Source organism: Streptomyces sp. NBC_00846 (assembly GCF_045207325.1).
Classification (GTDB): domain Bacteria; phylum Actinomycetota; class Actinomycetes; order Streptomycetales; family Streptomycetaceae; genus Streptomyces.
This window is the reverse complement of the sequence record NZ_CP108846.1, coordinates 4,936,841-4,957,924: the sequence shown is the minus strand read 5'-3', so window position 1 is coordinate 4,957,924 and position 21,084 is coordinate 4,936,841. Positions and strand designations below refer to the sequence as shown.

Here is a 21,084-nt window from a genome sequence, read left to right as displayed (position 1 = left end):
GTCATGCGCACCATGACCTCAAAGGCCGCGGTGTCGGCCACGGTGCAGGCCGGGCCGGGGGCTTCCGAGTCCCCGGCCACCGGGCCCAAGCGCCGCCGGGGTGGCAAGAAGTCGTCGATGGGCGTGCAGAACCTGGCCGGCTGGCTGTTCTCCACCCCCTTCCTCGTCCTCTTCCTCGTCTTCATGGCGTTCCCGATCCTCGCGACGCTGGTGATGAGCTTCACCGACTTCGGGCTGCGCAATGTCACGCGCCCGCTGGACGCGAACTTCATCGGTTTCGAGAACTACGTCAATCTCTTCAGCGACGAAAAGTTCCTCAAGTCGCTGTTCAACACGGCGTACTTCGTGGTGGTCGGCGTCCCCCTGACGATCTTCCTCGGGCTGGTCGTCGCCGTACTGCTGAACAACGGCATCGACCGGGCGCGGACCTTCTTCCGCGTCGGCTTCTACGCCCCGGTGGTCACGACCATCGTCGCGGTCGCCGTGGTCTGGCGGTTCGTGCTCGACCCGAGCGACGGGCTCGTCGCGGGGCTCTTCTCCGAAGTGGGCCTCACCTCGCCCGACTTCCTGGGCTCCGAGACACTCGCCATGCCCTCGATGATCGCGATGGCGGTCTGGCGCAACCTCGGCACGGTCATGGTGCTCTTCATCGCCGGTCTGCAGGCCATCCCCACCGAAGTGCGGGAAGCCGCACGGCTGGACGGCGCCGGTGCCTGGCAGGAGTTCAAGGGCATCACCGTGCCCCTGCTGCGGCCCACGCTGCTCTACGCCACGGTGATCACCACCATCGGCTACCTCAATGTCTTCGAGGAGCCGTTCGTGATGACCCAGGGCGGTCCCTCGGACTCCACGCTCACCGTCTCGCTGAACATGTACCGCGAGGGCTTCAACTTCTTCCACATGGGCTATGCGAGTGCCATGGCGTATGTCCTCTTCGTAGTGATCATGGGCATCACGGTGCTGCAGCTCCGACTGCTGAAGGACAACACGAAATGAGCGCCACCAGTGCACCGGGCGCCGTCTCGACGGCGCCGGCGAAGAAGCCCCAGGACGCACCGGAGTCCGGCGCGAAGAAGGCCCGCAACCCGAAGCGCGTCCTCGTCTACGTCCTGCTCTCCCTCGGTCTGCTGATCATGTCGGCGCCGTTCCTGTGGATGGCCCTCTCGGCGTTCAAGACGTCGCAGGAGCTGACCGCGAGCCCGCCGGTGTGGATCCCGACCGAGTGGACGCTGGACAACTTCCGCAACCTGCTCGACAAGCTCGATCTGCCGCTGTACTTCATGAACTCGGTGATCGTGGCGGTGCTGGTCACCGTCTCGAACCTGGTGTTCTGCTCGATGCTCGGGTACGCCCTGGCCAAGCTGAACTTCGCCGGACGCAACAAGATCTTCGGCCTGGTTCTCGGCGCCCTGATGGTGCCCGGCAATCTGATGCTGCTGCCGCTGTTCGTGCTGATGAGCAAGTTGCACCTGATCGACTCGTACGCGGGTCTGGTGCTGCCGTTCGCCGCCGGAGCCTTCGGTGTCTTCCTGATGCGGCAGTTCATGCAGTCGATCCCGGACGAGCTGCTGGAAGCGGCCCGGATGGACGGCGCCGGTGAGTGGTACATCTTCTGGCGGATCGTGATGCCGCTGGTGAAGCCCGCCCTGGCGACACTCTCGATCTTCACGTTCCTGGGCTCCTGGAACAACTTCGTCTGGCCGCTCATCGCGACCAACGACCCCGACAAGTACACCCTTCCGGTCGCGCTGGCCACCTTCGCCACCGACCCCAACAAGGCGGGTGGATCCAACGGCATGCTGATGGCCGGGTCCTTCCTGATCGTGCTGCCGGTCCTGGTCGTCTTCATCGCGCTCCAGCGGCACTTCACCCAGGGCATCGCCACTGCGGGCATGAAGTAGCCCGCCCGGCCGCCCCACCCGAAACGTACGAGGCCGCACCCCGCACTCCGCCGGCCACACCCCTCAACGCACCAGAAAGACAGTTTGCGATGACTCACACCCAGGTCCCGTTCCCCGAAGGCTTCCTCTGGGGTGCCTCCACGGCCGCCCACCAGATCGAGGGCAACAACACCAACAGCGACTGGTGGGTCAAGGAGCACGCCGCGGGCACCCACATCCAGGAGCCGAGCCTGGACGCCTGCGACAGCTACCACCGCTGGCACGAGGACATGGACACGTTGGCCGGCCTCGGCTTCACGGACTACCGGTTCTCCATCGAGTGGGCGCGCATCGAGCCGGCCGAGGGCCGCTTCTCCCGCGCCGAGCTCGCCCACTACCGCCGCATGGTCGAGGGCGCCATCGAGCGCGGCCTGCGCCCCATGATCACGCTGCACCACTTCACCGTGCCGCAGTGGTTCGAGGCGCGCGGCGGCTGGACCGCCGACGGCGCGACCGAGCTCTTCGCGCGCTACGTCGCCGCCTGCGCACCGGTGATCGCCGAGGGCGTCGGCCACGTCTGCACGATCAACGAGCCGAACATGATCGCGGTCATGGCCGGCCAGGCCAAGCGCGGCGACAACAGCTTCCCGCCCGCCGGTCTGCCGACCCCCGACGACGAGACCACCGAGGCCGTCATCGCCGCGCACCACGCGGCCGTCAAGGAGGTCCGGGCGATCAACCCGGCCATCCAGGTCGGCTGGACCATCGCCAACCAGGTCTACCAGGCCCTGCCCGGCGCCGAGGAGGTCACCGCGGCCTACCGTCACCCCCGCGAGGACGTCTTCATCGAGGCCGCCCGCGGCGACGACTGGATCGGCGTGCAGTCCTACACCCGGACCAAGATCGGCCCCGAGGGCCCGATTCCGACGGCCGACGGCGTCGAGCGCACCCTCACGCAGTGGGAGTACTACCCCTGCGCGGTCGGCTACGCGCTGCGCCACACCGCCGAGGTCCTGGGCAACGACGTGCCGCTGATCGTGACCGAGAACGGCATCGCGACCGACGACGACAGCCGCCGCGTCGACTACTACACCGGCGCGCTGAACGAGGTCGCGTCCGCGCTCCAGGACGGCCTGAACATCCAGGGCTACCTGGCCTGGAGCGCGCTCGACAACTACGAGTGGGGCTCCTACAAGCCGACCTTCGGCCTCATCGGCTGGGACCCGGAGACCTTCGAGCGCCTGCCCAAGCCGTCCGCCGTCTGGCTGGGCGAGATGGGCCGCACGCGCGCGCTGCCGCGCATCGCCGACTGACGTCGGCCCCCCGACCGGGAGCGACCTGACCGCTCCCGCCCGTACGGGAACCGGCGATACCTGACGGACGCCGGTACCCGTACAGCCGGGCCCTGTCCGGCCCTATCCGCCGGACAGGCCCATCGCCCGCGTGGGCGCCGCACGTATCCAGCCCCGCCCGTGTGCGGCGCCCACGCGGGTGCCGTACACAGCATGGCGCCCCACGCCCTTCAGTTACGACCGACGAACGAAATCCGCCCACCGCCCACAGTCGGTGGCTCTTCTTCGAGGGATTCTGATGGACCGTCGCACATTTCTCACCGCCGCGGGAACAGGGGCTGCCGCCCTGTCCCTCGGAGCCGTGGCCGTGCCTTCCGCAGGCGCCGCACAGCTCACGCAGTCCTCGGTGCCCGCGCAAGGCGCGGGCACACCACTGCTCATGCGCTGGTTCCGCGATACGTACCGCTCTATCGAGGCGATGACGACCGACTTCGGTCTCGCCACCGACAAGATCGACGTCAGCGGCTCCGGCGCCCCCGTCCAGTCGCGCCAGACCTCGCCCACCAACATCGGCTGCGGCCTCTGGTCGACGGTCGCCGCGGCCGGGCTCGGCGTGATCAGTGACGCCACGATGAAACGCAGGCTGGAGCACACCGTCCGGGCCGTCGAGAAGCTGGAGCGCCATCACGGCTTCTGGCTCAACTGGTACGACGCGCACGACGGTTCGGTCCTGACCCAGTGGCCCGGCACCGGCGACCCGGTGCGCCCGTTCCTCTCCTCCGTCGACAACGCCTGGCTGGTCGCCGGTCTGCGCATCGCCGCCGACGCCTCGCCGGCGCTTCGCCCCCGCATCGCCCGCATCCTGGCCACCGCCGACTGGTCCTACTACTACACGCCGTACGACCCGGCCGACCCCGTCGCCGGCCCCGGCCAGCTGCGCGGCGGGGCCTGGACCGACACCGAGGAGTTCACCGGCCATCACTACGGTGCGCTCAACACCGAGCCGCGCATGGCCAGTTACCTCGGCATCGCGGACGGCTCGCTGCCCTCCGAGCACTACTGGCACATGCTGCGCACGATGCTCCCCGAGCACGGGCAGGAGCAGCACCCCGGGGGCAGCTACGTCGCCATGGACGGTGTACGGGTCTGGCAGGGGCACTACACGCACCGCGGCCGGAAGATCGTGCCCACCTGGGGCGGTTCGATGTTCGAGGCCCTGATGGTGCCGCTGTTCGTGCCGGAGCCGGAGTGGTCGCCGCGGTCCTGGGGCCTCACGCACGCGCGCTACGTCCGCAGCCAGATCGAGCACGGCATGGAGGAAGCGGAGTACGGGTACTGGGGCTTCTCCCCCGCCAACATCCCCGAGGGCGGGTACCAGGAGTACGGCGTCGACGCGATCGGCATGCAGGTCGACGGATACGCCTCCAACACCGACCGGACGTACACCGAGGACGGCGCGCCGCTGCCGCCCGCCTCGGCATTCACCAACGGTGTCGTCACTCCGCACGCCTCCTTCCTCGCCCTGCCCTACGCGCCGGACGAGGCGGTCGCCAACCTGCGGGCGCTCGACCGCGACTTCGGCGCCTATCACGACGGATACGGGTTCCGGGACTCGGTCAACGTCGGCACCGGCCGGGTCAGTGACTACATGCTCGCCCTCGACCAGGGCATGATCGCCGCCGCACTGGCCCAGGCGATCCGCCCCGGCCTGCTGCAACGGCCTTTCCGGACCGGCGGATTCCAGTCGAAGGTGCGTCCGTTGCTCGCCAAGGAGCGCTTCTCCATCTGACCGGCCGCGCGGCGGCGTACCAGAGGGGACGGGTCGGTTCCAGCCCTTCCGGTACGCCGCCCGGTCGCCCTCCCGCGCCGCGAAGTCGGCGTAGAGACGCGGCACGCTCCAGGCGCAGCCCGTCCGGCCTCCCGGTGGCGAGCTTGTCGCCGAGCCGGGCCCGCACCCGGATGCCGGGCATGGTGCGGTGTACGGCGTCGAGCAGCCACCGCGCCCGGTCGCCGGGTCGCGGCTCACCGAGGGTGGACATAGCCTCACAAACGTGATGCCGCTCGTGAGCCGTACCCGGATACCGGGCCGGGCCCTCCTCACCGTGCTGATGACGGTGTGCTGGCTGGCCCTGCCCGCCGCGCTGACCGCTCGCGCCGACGATCCCGTCACCCTGTCCCGGGACGGGCAGATCACCGACCGGGTGGGTGCGCTCGGCAAGCGCAAGGACCAGGTCTCGGCAGCACTCGACCGGCTGTACGACGAACGCCGCATCCAGCTCTTCGTCGTGTACGTAAGGGACTTCTCCGGCCGGTCCGCGCAGAGCTGGGCCGATGCGACGGCCGACCGCAACGGCCTCGGCCGCGACGACGTCCTGTTCGCCGTCGCCACCCACGTCCGGCAGTACGCGTACACCGTCGAGCAGGGCTCACGCCTCACCGACGCCCAGCTCCAGGACGTGGCGCGCACGGCCGTGGAGCCCGCACTCAGGAAACACGACTGGGCCGGCGCGGCGATCGGCGCCGCGAACGGGTACTCCGCCGTCCTGGCCGGCAAGGCCGTGCCCACACCGACGCTCACACCCGGTACCCCCGATCCCGGAACCGGGAATTCCGGCGGGACGAGTACCGGGGACCTGATTCTTCCGGTGGTCGTCGTCGGCGGGGCGGCAGTGGTCGCCGGCTACGCGTACACCCGGCGCAGGAAGCGGGCCACGACCCGCACCACGCCCGCCGCGACCGGCTGGGGACCGGGTTCCGCCGGACCGGGCGGGCCACGGCAGCCGACTCCGTTGCCGGAGCTCGACGCCCGGGCGAAGGAGACGCTGGTGGAGACCGATGACGCGGTCCGCACCAGCGAGGAGGAACTGGGCTTCGCCACCGCCCAGTTCGGGGAGGAGGCCGCGGCCCCGTTCACCGAGGCCGTCGGCTACGCGAAGGGCGAGCTGACCGCCGCGTTCCGGTTGCGCCAGCAGCTGGACGACGCCATTCCCGAGGACGACTCGACGCGGCGCCGGATGCTGGACGAGATCATCAGCCGCTGCACGGACGCCGGCTCCCGCCTCGACGCCGTGTCCGAGGACTTCGACCGGCTGCGCGCCCTGGAACGCAACGCCCCGCAGGCCCTGGCCACGGCCGAGACCGCCTTCCGTACGCTTGCCGGCCGCGTCTCCACCGCCGAGGCCGCCCTGACCGCGATGCGTGGCCGGTACGCGGAGTCGGCCGCCGCGCCCGTCGCCGGAGCCGTCGAACAGGCCAAGGACCGGCTCGTCTTCACCACCTCCGCCCTCAACCGGGCCCGGCAGTCGGTGGACAGCGGCGACAACGCCGCGGCAGCGGTGTTCGTACGGGCCGCCGAGGGCGCCGTCGACCAGGCGACGACCCTCGTCGACGCCGTGGACCGCCGCAGCGGCGAACTCGCGGAGGCGGCGGGCCGGTTGCCCGCCGCCCTCACCGGGATGGAGACCGACCTGGCCGATGCGGGCGGGCTGCTCGAAGGCACCGGTGCGGGGGTGCCGACGGCGGACCTGCGGGGCCGGATCGCCCGCGCGCAGTCGGTGCTCGCAGATGTGAAGGAGGAGCTGCGGGCCGGCCCGTACGACCCCATCGACGCGCTGCGCAGGGTGGAGGAGGCGGACACGGCGCTCGACGCGGCGCTGGCCGGCGCCCGCGAGCAGGAACAGGGCGATCGCCGGGCCCGTTCCCTCCTGGACCAGGCGACGCTCACCGCGCGTTCGGCGATCGCCGCCGCCGCCGACTACGTCGCCACCCACCGCGGGGCGGTGGGCAGCCAGGCCCGGACCCGCCTCGCGGAGGCCCAGCGGCGGCTCGACCGTTCCCGTGCACTGGCCGGGAGCGGTGATCCGCAGGGCGCGCTGGCCGAGGCGCAGCAGGCGGACGCCCTGGCCGGGCAGGCCCGCAGCCTGGCCGAACAGGACGTGCGGTCGTACGGGGGCCGGGGCGGGCCGGGCGATGTGCGGGGCGGCGGAGGAGGCGGTGGGGTCGGCGGCGCGGTGCTCGGCGGCATCATCCTCGGCGGGCTCCTGGGCGGCGGGGGTGGCCGCGGTGGCGGAGGGTACGGAGGAGGGTTCGGCGGGGGCGGCGGGCCCGGCAGTTTCGGCGGCGGGGGCACGCGTGGCCGGCGGAGCGGCGGCGGCCGCTTCTGAACGGTCGGCACGGCCCGCGGCTCAGCGCATCACGCGTACGCATTCATTCGTCCACTTCAACCACTTCACCCACTTCAGCCACTTCACTTACTTCAGCTACTTCACTTACTTCAGCTACTTCACCCACTTCAGCTACTTCACTCACAGGAGAGGCGCCATGACCAAGCAGACCATCCTCGGCCGCGTCACCCAGCTGGCGAAGGCCAACATCAACGCGTTGCTGGATCAGGCGGAGGATCCGCAGAAGATGCTGGACCAGCTGATCCGCGACTACACGGCCAACATCTCGGAGGCCGAGCAGGCGATCGCCGCGACCATCGGCAATCTGCGGCTGATGGAACAGGACCACCGCGAGGATGCCGAGGCGGCGCAGGAGTGGGGCGGCAAGGCGCTCGCCGCCAGCCGCAAGGCCGATGAACTGCGGGCGGCCGGAGCGGGCGCGGAGGCGGACAAGTTCGACCATCTGGCCAAGGTGGCGCTCGGGCGTCAACTCCAGTCGGAGAGGGAGGCGAAGACCGCGGAGCCGACCATCGCCTCGCAGACCGCGGTGGTGGACAAGCTCAAGTCCGGCCTGGATCAGATGAAGACCAAGCTGACGGAGCTGAAGTCCAAGCGCGACGAGCTCGTCGCCCGCGCCAAGTCCGCCCAGGCGCAGAACCTGATGATGGACTCCGTCAAGAACATCGACGTACTCGACCCGACCAGTGAGCTCAGCCGGTTCGAGGACAAGGTGCGGCGTGAGGAGGCGCGGGCGCTGGGCAAGCAGGAGCTCGCCGCGTCGTCCCTGGACGCCCAGTTCGAGCAGCTGGATGCCCTGGGCGACAGCGCCGAGGTCGAGGCCCGGTTCGCCGCCCTGAAAACAGCGTCATGACGGCGGTCCCGCCGGCCTCCTGAACCCTCCCGGTCAGAACATGCTCAGCAGCTGCTCGACCGTGGGCTCGGCAGCCGGCTCCCCGTCGGGCAGCGCCAGTTCGAACCAGACGGTCTTTCCGCGCGGTGTGCGCCTGGACCCCCAGGCCACGCTCAGCAGACCGACCAGCTGGAGCCCGCGCCCGCCCTCGTCGGTGTCGCGCGCCCGCCGTCGCCGCGGCTGGACGAGGCCCGCGTCCCACACCTCGCAGACGAGCGTACGGTCGCGCAGCAGCCTGAGCCGGATCTCGCCCTCTCCGTACCGCAGGGCGTTGGTGACCAGTTCGCTGACCAGCAGTTCGGTGGTGTCCACCAGCTCGTCGAGGTCCCAGGCCAGCAGTTGGTCACGGGCCAGTTCGCGGGCGCGGCCGACGGAGCGGGGTTCGCGGGGCAGCCGCCAGTCCCCGACGGCGTCCACCGGCAGCCCCCGGATGCGGGCCATGAGCAGCGCGATGTCGTCCTCGCCGTGCCGGGTGTCGAGGGTGGTCAGCACGTGGTCGCAGACGTCTTCGAGCGGCCGGTCCGGTTCGACGAGCGCGCCGCGCAGGGCGTGCAGTCCCTCGTCGAGCGGATGATCGCGGGACTCGACGAGGCCGTCGGTGTAGAGGGCGAGCAGGGCGCCCTCCTTCAGTTCGACCTCGACCTCCTCGAAGGGTTCGCCGCCGACGCCGAGCGGCATCCCGGGCGGGACGTCGAGCAGCGTGGCCGGTTCGCCGGGCTCGACGACGGCCGGGGGGAGATGACCGGCGTTGGCGAAGGTGCACCGCCGGGTGACCGGGTCGTAGACCGCGTACACGCAGGTCGCCAGGTACACCTCGGAGAGGTCCGCCTCGCGGGACCTGTGGGCGGCCCGCGAGGGCCACTGGGCGCCGCCGCCCGAGCCGCCGGAGGAAGACGAGGTGCCGCCGCCGGGCGTGCCGAGCCCGCGGGCGACCTCGTCGAGCGCGGAGAGCACCTCGGCGGGTTCCAGGTCCAGCAGGGCCAGGGTCCTTACGGCAGTGCGCAGTTCGCCCATGGCCACGGCGGCGCGCAGTCCGCGGCCCATGACGTCGCCGACGACGAGGGCGGTTCGGTGGCCGGGGAGTTCGATCACGTCGAACCAGTCGCCGCCGACCTCGGTGGCCGTGTTGCCGGGGAGGTAGCGGCAGGCGATGTCGAGGCCCGCGGCGACGGGGTCGCCGGGTGGCAGGAGGCTGCGCTGGAGGATCAGGGCGCGTTCGTGTTCGCGCCGGTAGAGGCGGGCGTTGTCGATGCAGACCGCGGCTCGGGCGGCGAGTTCGGTGGCCAGGGCACGGTCCCGCTCGCCGAAGGGTTCGCTGCCCTTCGTGCGGACGAACTGGACGAGGCCGACCACCGCGTCGTGGGCCACCATCGGTACGGCGAGCGCGGACTGGACGAAGCCCCGGTCGTCGCTGGGCACATCCTCGACACGGCCGGTGCGCAGGGCGGTGGCACAGGGCGAGTCGTACGGGAAGCGGTGTACGGCGCCGAGCGCGGGCCGGCCGGAGCATGTGCCGGCTGCTGCGGTGTCCGTGGCAGCCGCGGTGACGGTGGTGGGAAGACCGTCCGACACGGCGCTGGCGAGGGCGACGCGGCGCAGTTCGGCGGAGCCGCCGAAGGACTCCTGCCGGAGCGAGTCCCAGCGGCCGGGCGGCGCGTCGTCGCCGGTGAGCAGCCCCTGATAGAGGTCGACGGAGGCAAGGTCGCAGAAGCCCGGGACGGCGACGTCGAGGAGTTCGCGGGCCGTGGTCTCCAGGTCGAGGGAGTTGCCGATGCGGGCACTGGCCTCGTTGAGCAGCGCGAGGTTGCGGCGGGCGCTGGCGGCCTCGCGGGCGGCGATGTGCCGTCGGGTCACATCGGTGGCCAGTCCGGCGATGCCGATGGGCCGGCCCGATCCGCTGTGCACACGGTAGAGGTTCATCGACCAGTTGCGGTTCTCGGTGTCACCGGGCGCGGTGCCGACGAGCTGGAGGTCGGTGACGGAGGAACCGGTCTCCAGGACGCGCTTCAGCGTGGCGGTGAGCCGGTCCGCCTCGGGGCGGGAGAGATAGTCGTCGACCGTACGGCCGCGGTGGTCGGTGACCCGGCCACCGAAGACGGTAGCGAAGCGCTCGTTGGCGCGGATGACCGTGAGGTCCATACCGAACAGCACGAAACCGAAGGGAGATTGACCGAATATCGCCTGTGACGCGGCAAGGTCCGTCTCGATGTGGCGCAGTGCTCGGACGTCCACGACGATGCAGAGCGCGGCCCGTTCCCCGCTACCGGTCTCGCTCGGCATCACATAGATCTCGGCGAGCCCGTGCACCGGGTCGTCGCCCGGTATCCGGAAGGGGACGAGGCCCGTCCACTCCTTGCCGTCGAGGATCTCGCCGATCCGGCGGTGGCCGTCCGTGCGCAGGTCGGCAGGCATGAACGCCTCGACCGGATCCATTCCCACCGCTTTGTCCGCGGCAATGCCGAAGAGGCCGGCGGCCCGGCGGCTCCACTGCTCGATCTGGCCATCGGGGCCGATCGAGAAGGAGGCGACCCTGATGTAGTCGTAGATCGAGCCAGGCGGGCTGCTCTGCCACACAATGTCGCCCGCTGTCCCAGGTATTTCGCTCACGCGACCGTCCCCTCCAGCTCACACACCGGACCGGTCCTGCCCGCAGTATTCAGCACTATGGTCCCAACCGACACGGCGTTCACGATCACAGCACGGTCTCAGTCCCTTTCGGCCACGTTCTGCCCGGCCTCCGGACCGGCCTCTGGCGATCGCTGCACGTCCCACCCCACTCCTAACCAGGCAGGGACAGCTCGAACCACACCGTCTTGCCGCTCTTTCCCCGCCGGGTCCCCCAGCGGCGCGCGGAACAGGCCACCAGCTGCAGTCCCCTGCCCCCCTCGTCATCGGGTCCGGCGCTGCGTTCGGTGGGCGGATCCGGAAGCGGATCGGAGACTTCCACGAGCAGTCCCGGGTGGGCGGAAGGGGCGTCACCGTTGAGGTGAGGGCGTTGCAGCCGCACGCCGATGGGGCCCGTCGTGTACTGCAGGGAATTGGTGACCAACTCGCTGACCAGCAGAACCGTCATGTCCCCGACGGCGTCGTCGAGCCCCCAGCCGCGCAACGCCTCATGGACGGCATGCCGCGCGGAACGCACCGCGCCCGGCACAGCCGGAAAGGTCCACTCGGCGCAATCGCCTTCGATGTCGATCACGCCGACCACTTCCCAAGACCAGCAACGGAGAGCGTCCTGTTTTACGGGGGTTAATCAGCACATACCCGATATTCGGGGCACCCTACCACCGCGATCGACACGTGGGGCGTACGGGTGTACGAGTGCACACACGAACAGATATACGCAGACAGAGGGGCGCACGAGGTCACCGCTGCGCGCCGCAGCCATCCACACGGGCAACGCTCGGCACCGGAGGGGCGCGCCGTGAGCGAGGAACCCCCGGACGGACACGCCCCCGGCGAGGCACAACGGCGGTCGGGCCCGGCTCAGTTCAGCTCGCCCGCCGCCTTGAGGTCGTCGAAGAGCAGCTGGTCGACCGGCGGAACGAGCGGACGGTCCGCGTACGAGAACCAGGCCATCTCCTCGATCTCGCTGCTCGCCGCCAGCGTCCCCTCGTAGTCCGCGGTGTAGCAACTCATACGCACCACGGCGCCGCTCGGCAGATCGGGCGCCCCGGCCTCGTACGTACCGACGTGTACCGCGGTGTGCGGCGCGAGGAGCACCGTCAGCTCCTCCTTGATTTCGCGGAGCAGGGTTTCGAGATCGCTTTCCGCGCCCTCCCGCTTGCCACCGGGGATGTAGAAGACATCCTTCCCCCGTGGCCGCGCGCAGAGAATCCTGCCGCCCTCCACACGCACCCACGCCACCGTGTCGATCAGGACCGACATCACTCCGCCTCCGCCATCCGGAACCCACGTCAGGCAGGACCTTAGCCGGACGGACACTGCCCACCCGGGCCGCCCCGGCCCTCGCCCCTGAGCCGGAGCGCGACTCCCCCGCGCGACTCCCACGCGCGACTTCCGGTGGACGCGGCCCGGCGCCCTACGGCCGGGCGCTCTGCCCGATGCGCTCCACCCAGTAGAGCTGCTTGTGACCACGGGTATCGAGCTTGTCGGCGATCTTCTGGGCCTCGCCCTGCGTGGCATATCTGCCGACGCGGTAGCGATTGCCGTTGTCGTCCTCCCTTATCACCAGCCAAGGGAGCTCGGCACCACTGTCGGTCATCGCGCCATTCCCGAACATTGCGCCCCTCCCTCGAACGGCATGTACGTCTCTAAGGATCCCCAGGAAACCGCAGTACGCATATGCCCGAGCCTACGCCTGACCTTCACTCAACGAATACGTAATTACACAAAGAGATACCGATCCGGCCACGGAAAAGGGGGCGCACCCGACGGGATGCGCCCCCCTTGAGGAGCGGGACATGACAAGCTATGACGGTCGGCGACAGCCCATCGGTCACGGGGCCCGGCAGGGGGCCGACCCGTCGGCACGGGCGCCGGACGACGCCCTGCGCCTGTCGCTCACCGGACCGGAAGGTGATAGGCGATCCGGAAGCGATCGGCGGGTACCACCACGTCCGCCGTCTCGACCGCGCGGCCCGACGCGTAATACGTCCGCTCGATCACCATCACCACATGGCCCGGAACACCGCCGAGCGCCAGGAGCTCCTCCGCCAGCCCCGGACGCGCGCCGACCTGCTCGGCCACGTTGTCCACGACGACATCGATCGCGGCCATCCGCTCGACCACCCCGCAGCCGCCCAGCGGGCCCTCCTCCGGCAGCATCACCGGCGTGCGCCCCGTCACGGCGAGCGGCTCCCAGGAGGTGGAGAGCATCATCGGCTCACCGGCCTCCCGGAAGGTGTATCGCGTACGCATCACCCGGTCGCCCGGTTCGATGCCGAGGCGCTCGGCGATCTCGCCGCTCGCACCCTCCTGCTCGCTGCGGGACTCCCACGTTCCGCACACCCCCTCCGCCGTCTGCTCCTGACGGAACGGACTGGCCCCGGCTCCGGACCGATAGCCGGAGCGGGCGATCCGGCGCGGGACGGGGCGCTCGCGCACATACGTACCGGATCCGGAGCGCCCCTCGACCAGCCCCTCGGCCATCAGCACCTTGCGTGCCTCCAGCGCGACGGTGTCCGAGACTCCGTACTCCTCGCGGATACGCGCCTGCGAGGGCAGGCGCGTATGCGGCGGCAGCGAACCGTTGGCGATCTTCTCTCTCAGATCGCTTGCAACACGCAGATAGGCGGGCTGCTCACCGAAAGTCACAGGCCACTCCCAACAGGTTGACAGTCTGCAACAGCCTGACGACCGTCGGTTGTGCACCGCAAGCACGGGCCAGAGTTTCACCCGAAGTGATGATTCATCACGGCCTCATGCATGACCCGTCGCCGAGCCCCGGAGAGAACCGGGCCGCCGAGCCGTCCTCGGAACCGCGTCCAGAACCGGCACGCTCCCGCTCGACGCGGCGCCGGCCACCGCCGAGCTCCACGCCCAGGGGCTGATCGACCGACGCCCGGCGCTGATCGCCGTACAGGCCGAGGCAGTATCCCCCGCTCGCCGCGGCCTTCCGAGCAGACGCGAACGATCTGTCGGCCACCCCGGCCGGCGCGCCCGCCACACCCTCGCCCTCGCCGAGGGCATCACCCTCCCCCGCCCACCGTTCACCCGCCCGCCGCGCGCCGTGCGCCACCGCTCGGCGCGCGCGTCCATACCTTCGTACGGTGAGCCCGTCGCGTGTCTGTCTCCTCGCGTCCCTCGCGTCCCTGACGTCCCTGGTCGCGGGCGCCCTGATCGCGCCGCTGCCGCCCCTCTCCTACGCGGCCGCTCCCCGCCCGCCCGCCTCCACGGCCTGTGGCCGGGACACCGACCCCGCCTGGGCGCCGGCCTCCACCCGGTTCGGCGAGGCCGACGGTTACGACCCCTATGCCGGCAACGGCTATCTGGCCCACCGAGTGCCCGCCACCGGCGCCGGATACGCCGCGTCGGACAGGAAGACAGGCTGGCCGCTGTTCACCCCGCGCTACGACGGCGCCTTCGTCTCCGGCCTGTTCGGGCGCGACAAGAACCTCGCCGAAGGGCGCGAGGTGATCGCCGCACTGCCGAGCTGGACGACCCTCGACGTACGCGTCGGCAACGAGACCTACGGCTCCGGCACTCCCCCGGGCCGGATCTCGCACTACCGCCGAACCGTGTTCCTGCGCTGCGGTCTGGTGCGTACGTCGCTGCGCTGGACCACGGCCGACGGGCGCGCGACCGACCTGACGTACGAGGTGCTCGCGGACCGGTCCGACGTGCACACCGGCGCCGTACGGCTGCGTATGACACCGCACTGGAGCGGCACCGCGACCGTCACCGGACGCCTCGACCCGCGGGGCGCACGCCGGATCACGCTGAACGCAGACGGAACGTTCCGCACGCGGGGCACCGGGACGGCGGGCGCGATCGTCCAGACGCTGCGCACCAGCGGATCGGAGCCGCAGGTACCCGGCGCGAACCAGATCCGCAGCACACCCCAGGTGCGCGCCGGGCGCACGTACACCTTCGAGAAGTACGTGGGCGTGGACACCGCGCTCACCTCGTCCGCCCCGCGCACCACCGCCCGCGAGGCGTCGCGGCGCGCGGCCGGCCGCGGCTGGTCGGCCGTCCTCGCCGCGAACGCCGCCGCCTGGCGGCGGGTCTGGGTGGCCGACATCTCCGTCCCGGACAGGCCCGACCTGCAGAAGTGGCTGAGGTCGACGCAGTACGGCCTGCTGGCGTCCACCCGTACCGGTTCCCGCGACAGCATCGCTCCGACCGGTCTGACCAGCGACAATTACGCGGGCTTGGTGTTCTGGGACGCCGAGATCTGGATGTTCCCGGGGCTGCTCGCCACCCGCCCCGAGCTGGCCCGTTCGGTGGTCGAGTACCGCTACCGCACGCGCGGAGCCGCCCGCGCCAACGCCCGGAAGCTGGGGTTCAAGGGCTTGTTCTACCCGTGGACGAGCGCGAGCAAGGGCGACCTGTGGTCCGAGTGCCAGAGCTGGGACCCGCCGCACTGCCTCACCCAGATCCACCTCCAGGGCGATGTCTCACTCGCCGTCTGGCAGTACTACCTGGCGACCGGGGACCGCGGCTGGCTGGCCGGGCACGGGTGGCCGCTGCTCCGGGGGATCGCCGACTTCTGGGTCTCGCGGGCGACCGCCGACGCGGACGGCAGCTACTCGGTGAAGGAGGTCGCGGGCCCCGACGAATACAGCAACGGCGTCACCGACGGGGCCTTCACCAACGCGGTGGCGGCCACCGCGCTGCGCAACGCCACCCGCGCCGCGCGATTGCTCGGGCATACCGCGCCGGCCGAGTGGACGCGGGTCGCGGACGGTCTGCGCATCCCGTACGACCCGAAGCGGAAGCTTTTCCTCCAGTACGCGGGCTACAACGGCTCGACCATCAAGCAGGCCGACACGGTGCTGCTGATCTACCCGCTCGAATGGCCGATGGAGCCGGGCGCCCGGGCGGCCACGCTCGACTACTACGCCGAGCGCACCGATCCGGACGGCCCGGCGATGACGGACTCGGTCCACGCGATCGCCGCGGCCGCGATCGGGGAGGCCGGCTGCGCGACGTACACCTATCTCCAGCGCGCCGTACGCCCGTTCATGCGCGGCCCGTACGCCCTCTTCAGCGAAGCCCGGGGCGCAAAGTCGGGCACACAGGACCCGTTGTCGGGGACTCCCGCGGAGGACTTCCTCACCGGGAAGGGCGGGTTCCTCCAGGTCTTCACGCACGGGCTGACGGGCCTTCGGCTGCGGGAGGACGGGGTGCGCCTCGATCCGCTGCTGCCGCCGCAGCTGGGCAGGGGCGTCACGCTGACGGGGCTGCGCTACCGGGGCCGTACGTACGACATCGCGATCGGCCCCCTGACGACGACGGTCCGGTTGACCTCCGGCGCCCCGTTCACCGTCCACACCCCCACCGGCCCCCGCCTCCTCACCAGCACACTCGCCCTCGCCACCCGCCGCCCCGACCTCGCCCGGACGACGAACGCGGCCCGCTGCCGCCCGGCGACGGCGAGCTCCGAGACCCCCGGCCTGTACGCCGCCGCTGCGGTGGACGGCAGCGCGGCCACGGCCTGGTCCCCGGACGGCGCGACGGGCAGCCTGACCGTGGACCTGGGCCGCACGGCCCCGGTGACCTCGATCGCACCGGAATGGACGGACGCACGCGTCGTCTCGTACCGCGTGGAGACATCGGTGAACGGCAAGGACTGGCAGTCGTACAGGCCGGGTTCGGTGGCCCGCCGGGTACGCCTGACGGTCGATTCGGGAGATCCGGAGAAGCCGGTGGGCGTACAGGAGTTGAGGGTCGAGCAGCCGTAGGCCGGCGCGTGCGCGCCTCCCGGACGCCGTGTCACGGCAGGCGGCGCACGTGTCCGCGCCCCGCCTACGGCTGGAAGGAGCGGCGGCGGAGCCGGGCGGGGCCCGCTTCTGCTTCACGACCGCCGGCCGGCACGCCGCGACGGGCGCGGTCACGCCGTTGAGGCCATGATCGGGCGACATGGGGACAGTCGGAGCGAGCACGTGGAGGAACGATCATGGGCACGAACGGACAGGGGGACATGGAACGGTTGCACTGCCTGGTCACCGGAGCGTCCGGGTACATCGGCGGGCGTCTGGTACCGGAACTGCTGCGAGCGGGCCACCGGGTACGGTGTCTGGCCCGCTCCCCCCGCAAACTCCGTGACCACCCCTGGGCGGGGGACGCCGAGACGGTACAAGGCGACGTAACGGACGCGGGCTCGGTCGCCGCGGCCATGCGCGGGATCGATGTCGCGTACTACCTGGTGCACGCCCTCGGGACCGGCTCCACGTTCGAGGACACCGACCGCCGTGCGGCCCGTGTCTTCGCCGAGCAGGCGCACTTCGCAGGGGTTCGACGGATCGTCTACCTGGGCGGTCTCACGCCACCGAACATGCCCGAAGGGTCACTCTCCCCGCATCTGCGCTCCCGGGCCGAGGTCGGGCGAATCCTCCTCGACGCACCGGTACCCGCCACCGTGCTGAGGGCAGCGGTCGTCATCGGCTCGGGATCGGCCTCCTTCGAGATGCTGCGCTATCTGACCGAGCGGCTGCCGGTCATGGTCACCCCCAGCTGGGTGCACACCCGGACCCAGCCCATCGGGGTACGCGATGTGCTGCGCTACCTCGTCGGCTCGGCCACCATGCCGGACGATGTCGACCGGGCATTCGACATCGGCGGGCCCGATATCCTCACGTATCGGGAGATGATGTGCCGTTATGCTGCCGTCGCCGGACTGCCTCGGCGGCTCATCGTGCCGGTACCGGTCCTCACGCCGAGACTGTCCAGCCACTGGGTCGGCCTCGTCACCCCGGTGCCCGCCTCCCTGGCCCGGCCGTTGACGGAGTCACTGCGTCACGAGGTCGTCTGCCAAGAGCACGACATCGCCCGGTACGTGCCCGACCTTCCGGGCCGGCCGCTGCCGTTCGACGAGGCATTGGCCCTGGCACTGCGACGGGTGCGTGAGGCCCAGGTCGCCACCCGCTGGTCGTCCGCCTCCGTACCGGGGACACCCAGCGATCCGCTGCCCACTGACCCGGACTGGGCCGGAGGCAGCCTCTACCAGGACGAACGGCAGCTGTCGGTCGACGCGTCCCGAAAGGCCCTGTGGAAGGTGATCGAGGGAATCGGCGGCGACAACGGCTGGTACTCCTTTCCGCTCGCCTGGGCGGTCAGGGGATGGCTGGACCGGTTCGTCGGTGGTGTCGGGCTGCGCCGCGGGCGACGCGACGCCGAGCGCCTGCGGGTCGGAGACTCGCTGGACTTCTGGCGGGTCGAGGAGATCGAGCCCGGACGGCTGCTGCGGCTGCGCGCGGAGATGCGGCTGCCGGGTCTCGCGTGGCTGGAGATGTACGCCGAGACCGACTCCGAGGGCCGTACCCGCTACCGGCAGCGGGCGCTGTTCCACCCACGCGGTCTGCTGGGCCATGCCTACTGGTGGTCCGTCTCCCCTTTCCATGCCGTGGTCTTCGGCGGCATGGCCCGTAACATCACCCAGGCCGCCGCCAAGGGGATGAGCGCGCACGGAACCTCGTCGCACGCCGACCGCGCCCAAAAACCCCGCCCCGGGCGACGAGCCGGCCAGTAGCTGCCCATCAGCACCGCCTCATGGCACCAGGAGTGACGCCATGGCCGTCGCGGTCGTCCTGTTCGCCTCGGATCTGCGCGCACGACCATTCCCCACTGTGTGCCGCACTCACGGCGGCAGACGAGGTGGTGCCGCTGTTCGTACAGAACGGGACGTCTCACCCAAGGCTGACAGAGAGGGGATCGATCAGCTCGCGCTCCGACACGTTGATGTCGCCCAAGGCGTTCTCGTACGCCTTGAGCAGTCGGCGGGCGTTCGCCGGGGAACGCAGCAGGTACGAGCCTTCGCCGGGGAACGCAGCAGGTACGAGCCTTCGCGCAGTGCCGAATAGTCCTCGGCCGATACGAGCACGGCGTTGCCGTGCTCGGTCACACATCGCCAGAAGACCCGACACCATCCCAGCACGGGAAACGGCAAGGGGCCGGCTCCCGGACGAGCCGACCCCATCTGACCTGCATGTTTGCCACGCCACCAACGTGGTGTTAGTTCATCCACTCAGACGTTGAAGCGGAATGCCTGCGGTCTGATCCTGACCTGCGGCGGAGTCCCGTCCAGGGCTCTGACCAGGGCTCTGACCAGCCATTTCTCAGTTGACATGCGCTGGGTCCCGATGGCTGTTTACGAGTGCCCTGCGGACTGACTGCGGACTGGCCGGGGCGCCGCGGCAGAGAAATCCAAAATCCATGGCTCACCCGCAGGGCCTGCAACGAGACTGCGCAGGTGAGCGACCGCTACCCCTGTCCCTGCTGCGGGCGTCTCGTCCTGGACGAGACGCCCGGCGCGTACGCCATCTACCCTGTCTACTTCTGGGAGGATGACTCCATCCAGTTTCGGTGGCCCACCATGGATGGCGGGGCGAACAAGGTCTCCCTCATCCATCAACGACCTGGCCGACCACGCCCAAGTGATCCTCCACTCCCAGTTCTGACAGGTGGGCGCCGGCCGCACGTACGGCGTCTCCGGCACCGGACTGAACCGGGAACTCGACTGGACTGAGCCCTGGGAGCACCTGGTCGAAGAGTCCCGCACCTGACCCCTGTCGGAAGCCTCCGAAGCTCCCGCCGACGACAACATCTTCGTCGCCCCCCACCTGGATCGACGAGCGCTGCGACTTCGTGAACGACTGGACCCCGCCCGTGATCCTGTCATTCTCGATCGCTATGTACCGATCGCGGTCAACTCCGGTCACTCTAAGAAATGGACGGGAAACAACGGAGAACGAAAGAGGCAACGGGCAACACCGCCGAACCCCGATTCTCCAGGCGCCCGTCGTGCCAGACTCACTTTCGGATGCGGACCGAAACGACGCCGTCACAGCAGGTGTTCGCCGTCGGGTTTCGTGTCGACCGGCGATCGTCGGATGACGGCTCCCGTGAGGGCGGACGGCTCTCGCGGTCACTGTTCAAGGGGAGGTTGATGATGAGCACGACTTTACGTTTTGGCCCGGAACTTCGCCGTTTACGAGTAGAAGCGGGGCTGACTCTGACTGAGTTCTCCGTGGCGCTCAACTACGACAAGGGGCACATAAGCAAGGTCGAGCGCGGGGAGCGTTCCGCGTCCCCCGAACTAGCCCGGCGGTGCGACGCCTTCCTCGGCGCGGACGGTGAGCTGCAGCGCCTGGTCACCCGACCCGAGACGGACTCGGGCTCGGGCACCGCCGAATCCCCCGCCGGTCCGAGCCGCTGGCTCGTCGGACGCCGGGCGGTCCTCTCGGCGGGTACGGGAGCGCTGATCGACCTCGGCCTGAAACTCGGCAGTCAGGCGCTGTCCTCCGCAGAGGACCCCCTCCTGCCCTCCTTACGCATGCAGTTCGACCAGCTGCGGAAGCTCGGTCAGTCCACCGCACCCAAGGTCCTGCTGCCCCTGCTGGAGACGCAGACTCGCATGATCGCCGGGCTGGCCGCCGACGCCCGGTCCGTTTCTCGGGCCCCTGCGCTCCTGCTCGCCTCACGGTTCGCGGAGTTCACCGGCTGGATGGCCCAGGAGGCCGGGGACAGCGACGCGGCACTCGGCTGGACGGGCGAGGCCGCCGAACTGGCGCGCGCCGGGGGTGACCCGTACCTCGGCTCCTACGCACTGGTGCGACGCGCCCTGGTCACAATGTACGGCGGGGACGCCGCTGGCACCGTCGCCCTGGCCCGCCGCGCCCAGAGCAGCGAACTCCCGCCGCGCATCCGGGGACTCGCGGCCCAGCGGGAGGCCCAGGGGCACGCGCTCGTCGGCAACGAAGTCGACTGCCTCCGCAGCCTCGACAGGGCGCGGGAACTGCTCGCCGGCGACGACGCCCGCAATGGCGCCGAGCCCGTGATCGGCACCTCCCATGTGAGCGATCCGGCGGCGATGTCGACCGGCTGGTGCCTGCACGACCTCGGCCGTCCCAAGGCCGCCGCCGAGGTACTCGACCGGGAGTACCGCCGCCTCCCGCCGCACGCGCTGCGTACCCGCGCCCGGTACGGCTTCCGCCGGTCCTTGGCCCATGCCGCCTCCGGAGAGGTTGAGCACGCGTGCGCGATCGCCGGGGATCTCCTGGAAGTGATGCCGGCAGTGCCCTCGGCCACGGTGAACAGCGACGTCCGGCGTCTCGCACGGGAACTCTCCCGGTTCCGGAGCAGCCGCGCCGTACGTGATCTGCAGCCCGCGCTGGCACGCGTGCTCGCCCCCGCGCACGACTGACAGCCCCTCCACG

15 protein-coding genes and 2 pseudogenes are annotated in these 21,084 nt (G+C 70.5%); 10 read left to right on the top strand and 7 right to left on the bottom strand.

Annotated features, from left to right (window positions below):
• Positions 1-3: 3 nt before the first annotated feature.
• From OG936_RS23005 to OG936_RS22980, 6 genes are all read left to right on the top strand, one after another.
• Positions 4-996: a carbohydrate ABC transporter permease gene (locus tag OG936_RS23005; RefSeq protein WP_406497109.1), complete on the top strand. Its 993-nt coding sequence runs from the start codon at positions 4-6 to the stop codon at positions 994-996.
• Positions 993-1,901 (top strand): carbohydrate ABC transporter permease, encoded by a 909-nt coding sequence (locus OG936_RS23000; protein ID WP_406497107.1) that lies wholly within the window; start codon positions 993-995, stop codon positions 1,899-1,901. The genes OG936_RS23005 and OG936_RS23000 overlap by 4 nt, the downstream gene beginning before the upstream one ends.
• 89 nt (positions 1,902-1,990) lie before the next feature.
• A complete protein-coding gene (locus OG936_RS22995) occupies positions 1,991-3,193 on the top strand; it encodes a glycoside hydrolase family 1 protein (RefSeq protein WP_406497105.1) in 1,203 nt (400 codons plus the stop codon).
• 277 nt (positions 3,194-3,470) lie between these two features.
• Positions 3,471-4,961 (top strand): glucoamylase family protein, encoded by a 1,491-nt coding sequence (locus tag OG936_RS22990; protein ID WP_406497103.1) that lies wholly within the window; start codon positions 3,471-3,473, stop codon positions 4,959-4,961.
• Between the two features lie 265 nt (positions 4,962-5,226).
• A complete protein-coding gene (locus tag OG936_RS22985) occupies positions 5,227-7,335 on the top strand; it encodes a TPM domain-containing protein (RefSeq protein ID WP_406500567.1) in 2,109 nt (702 codons plus the stop codon).
• A gap of 157 nt (positions 7,336-7,492) precedes the next feature.
• Entirely contained in the window at positions 7,493-8,206 is a 714-nt protein-coding gene (locus OG936_RS22980) for a PspA/IM30 family protein (RefSeq protein WP_406497101.1), read from the top strand.
• A gap of 33 nt (positions 8,207-8,239) precedes the next feature.
• Here OG936_RS22980 and OG936_RS22975 read toward each other — a convergent pair whose 3' ends face one another.
• From OG936_RS22975 to OG936_RS22955, 5 genes are all read right to left on the bottom strand, one after another.
• Positions 8,240-10,819, bottom strand: coding sequence for a SpoIIE family protein phosphatase (locus tag OG936_RS22975; RefSeq protein WP_406500566.1), 2,580 nt, complete (start codon positions 10,817-10,819; stop codon positions 8,240-8,242).
• 205 nt (positions 10,820-11,024) lie between these two features.
• Entirely contained in the window at positions 11,025-11,453 is a 429-nt protein-coding gene (locus OG936_RS22970) for an ATP-binding protein (protein WP_406497099.1), read from the bottom strand.
• A gap of 278 nt (positions 11,454-11,731) precedes the next feature.
• Entirely contained in the window at positions 11,732-12,133 is a 402-nt protein-coding gene (locus OG936_RS22965; protein ID WP_406497098.1) for an NUDIX domain-containing protein, read from the bottom strand.
• Between the two features lie 154 nt (positions 12,134-12,287).
• Positions 12,288-12,470, bottom strand: coding sequence for an SPOR domain-containing protein (locus OG936_RS22960; RefSeq protein WP_266748314.1), 183 nt, complete (start codon positions 12,468-12,470; stop codon positions 12,288-12,290).
• Positions 12,471-12,769: 299 nt separating this feature from the next.
• The gene (locus tag OG936_RS22955) at positions 12,770-13,522 is read right to left on the bottom strand and encodes a GntR family transcriptional regulator (RefSeq protein WP_266748313.1); all 753 of its coding nucleotides are present in this window, start codon (positions 13,520-13,522) and stop codon (positions 12,770-12,772) included.
• 455 nt (positions 13,523-13,977) lie between these two features.
• Between OG936_RS22955 and OG936_RS22950 the strand changes: the two genes are divergently transcribed.
• The gene (locus tag OG936_RS22950; protein WP_406497095.1) at positions 13,978-16,611 is read left to right on the top strand and encodes a discoidin domain-containing protein; all 2,634 of its coding nucleotides are present in this window, start codon (positions 13,978-13,980) and stop codon (positions 16,609-16,611) included.
• 215 nt (positions 16,612-16,826) lie between these two features.
• Entirely contained in the window at positions 16,827-18,398 is a 1,572-nt protein-coding gene (locus OG936_RS22945; RefSeq protein ID WP_406497093.1) for an SDR family oxidoreductase, read from the top strand.
• Positions 18,399-18,555: 157 nt separating this feature from the next.
• Here OG936_RS22945 and OG936_RS22940 read toward each other — a convergent pair.
• Positions 18,556-18,770 (bottom strand): annotated as a pseudogene (locus OG936_RS22940) (type II toxin-antitoxin system Phd/YefM family antitoxin); the annotation flags it as partial.
• 252 nt (positions 18,771-19,022) lie between these two features.
• Here OG936_RS22940 and OG936_RS22935 point away from each other — a divergent pair.
• Positions 19,023-19,220 (top strand): annotated as a pseudogene (locus OG936_RS22935) (CPCC family cysteine-rich protein); the annotation flags it as partial.
• Between the two features lie 49 nt (positions 19,221-19,269).
• Here OG936_RS22935 and OG936_RS22930 read toward each other — a convergent pair.
• Positions 19,270-19,587 (bottom strand): hypothetical protein, encoded by a 318-nt coding sequence (locus OG936_RS22930; RefSeq protein WP_406500785.1) that lies wholly within the window; start codon positions 19,585-19,587, stop codon positions 19,270-19,272.
• Positions 19,588-19,817: 230 nt separating this feature from the next.
• Here OG936_RS22930 and OG936_RS22925 point away from each other — a divergent pair, with 230 nt between their 5' ends.
• The gene (locus tag OG936_RS22925) at positions 19,818-21,071 is read left to right on the top strand and encodes a helix-turn-helix domain-containing protein (RefSeq protein ID WP_406497092.1); all 1,254 of its coding nucleotides are present in this window, start codon (positions 19,818-19,820) and stop codon (positions 21,069-21,071) included.
• Positions 21,072-21,084: the final 13 nt, after the last annotated feature.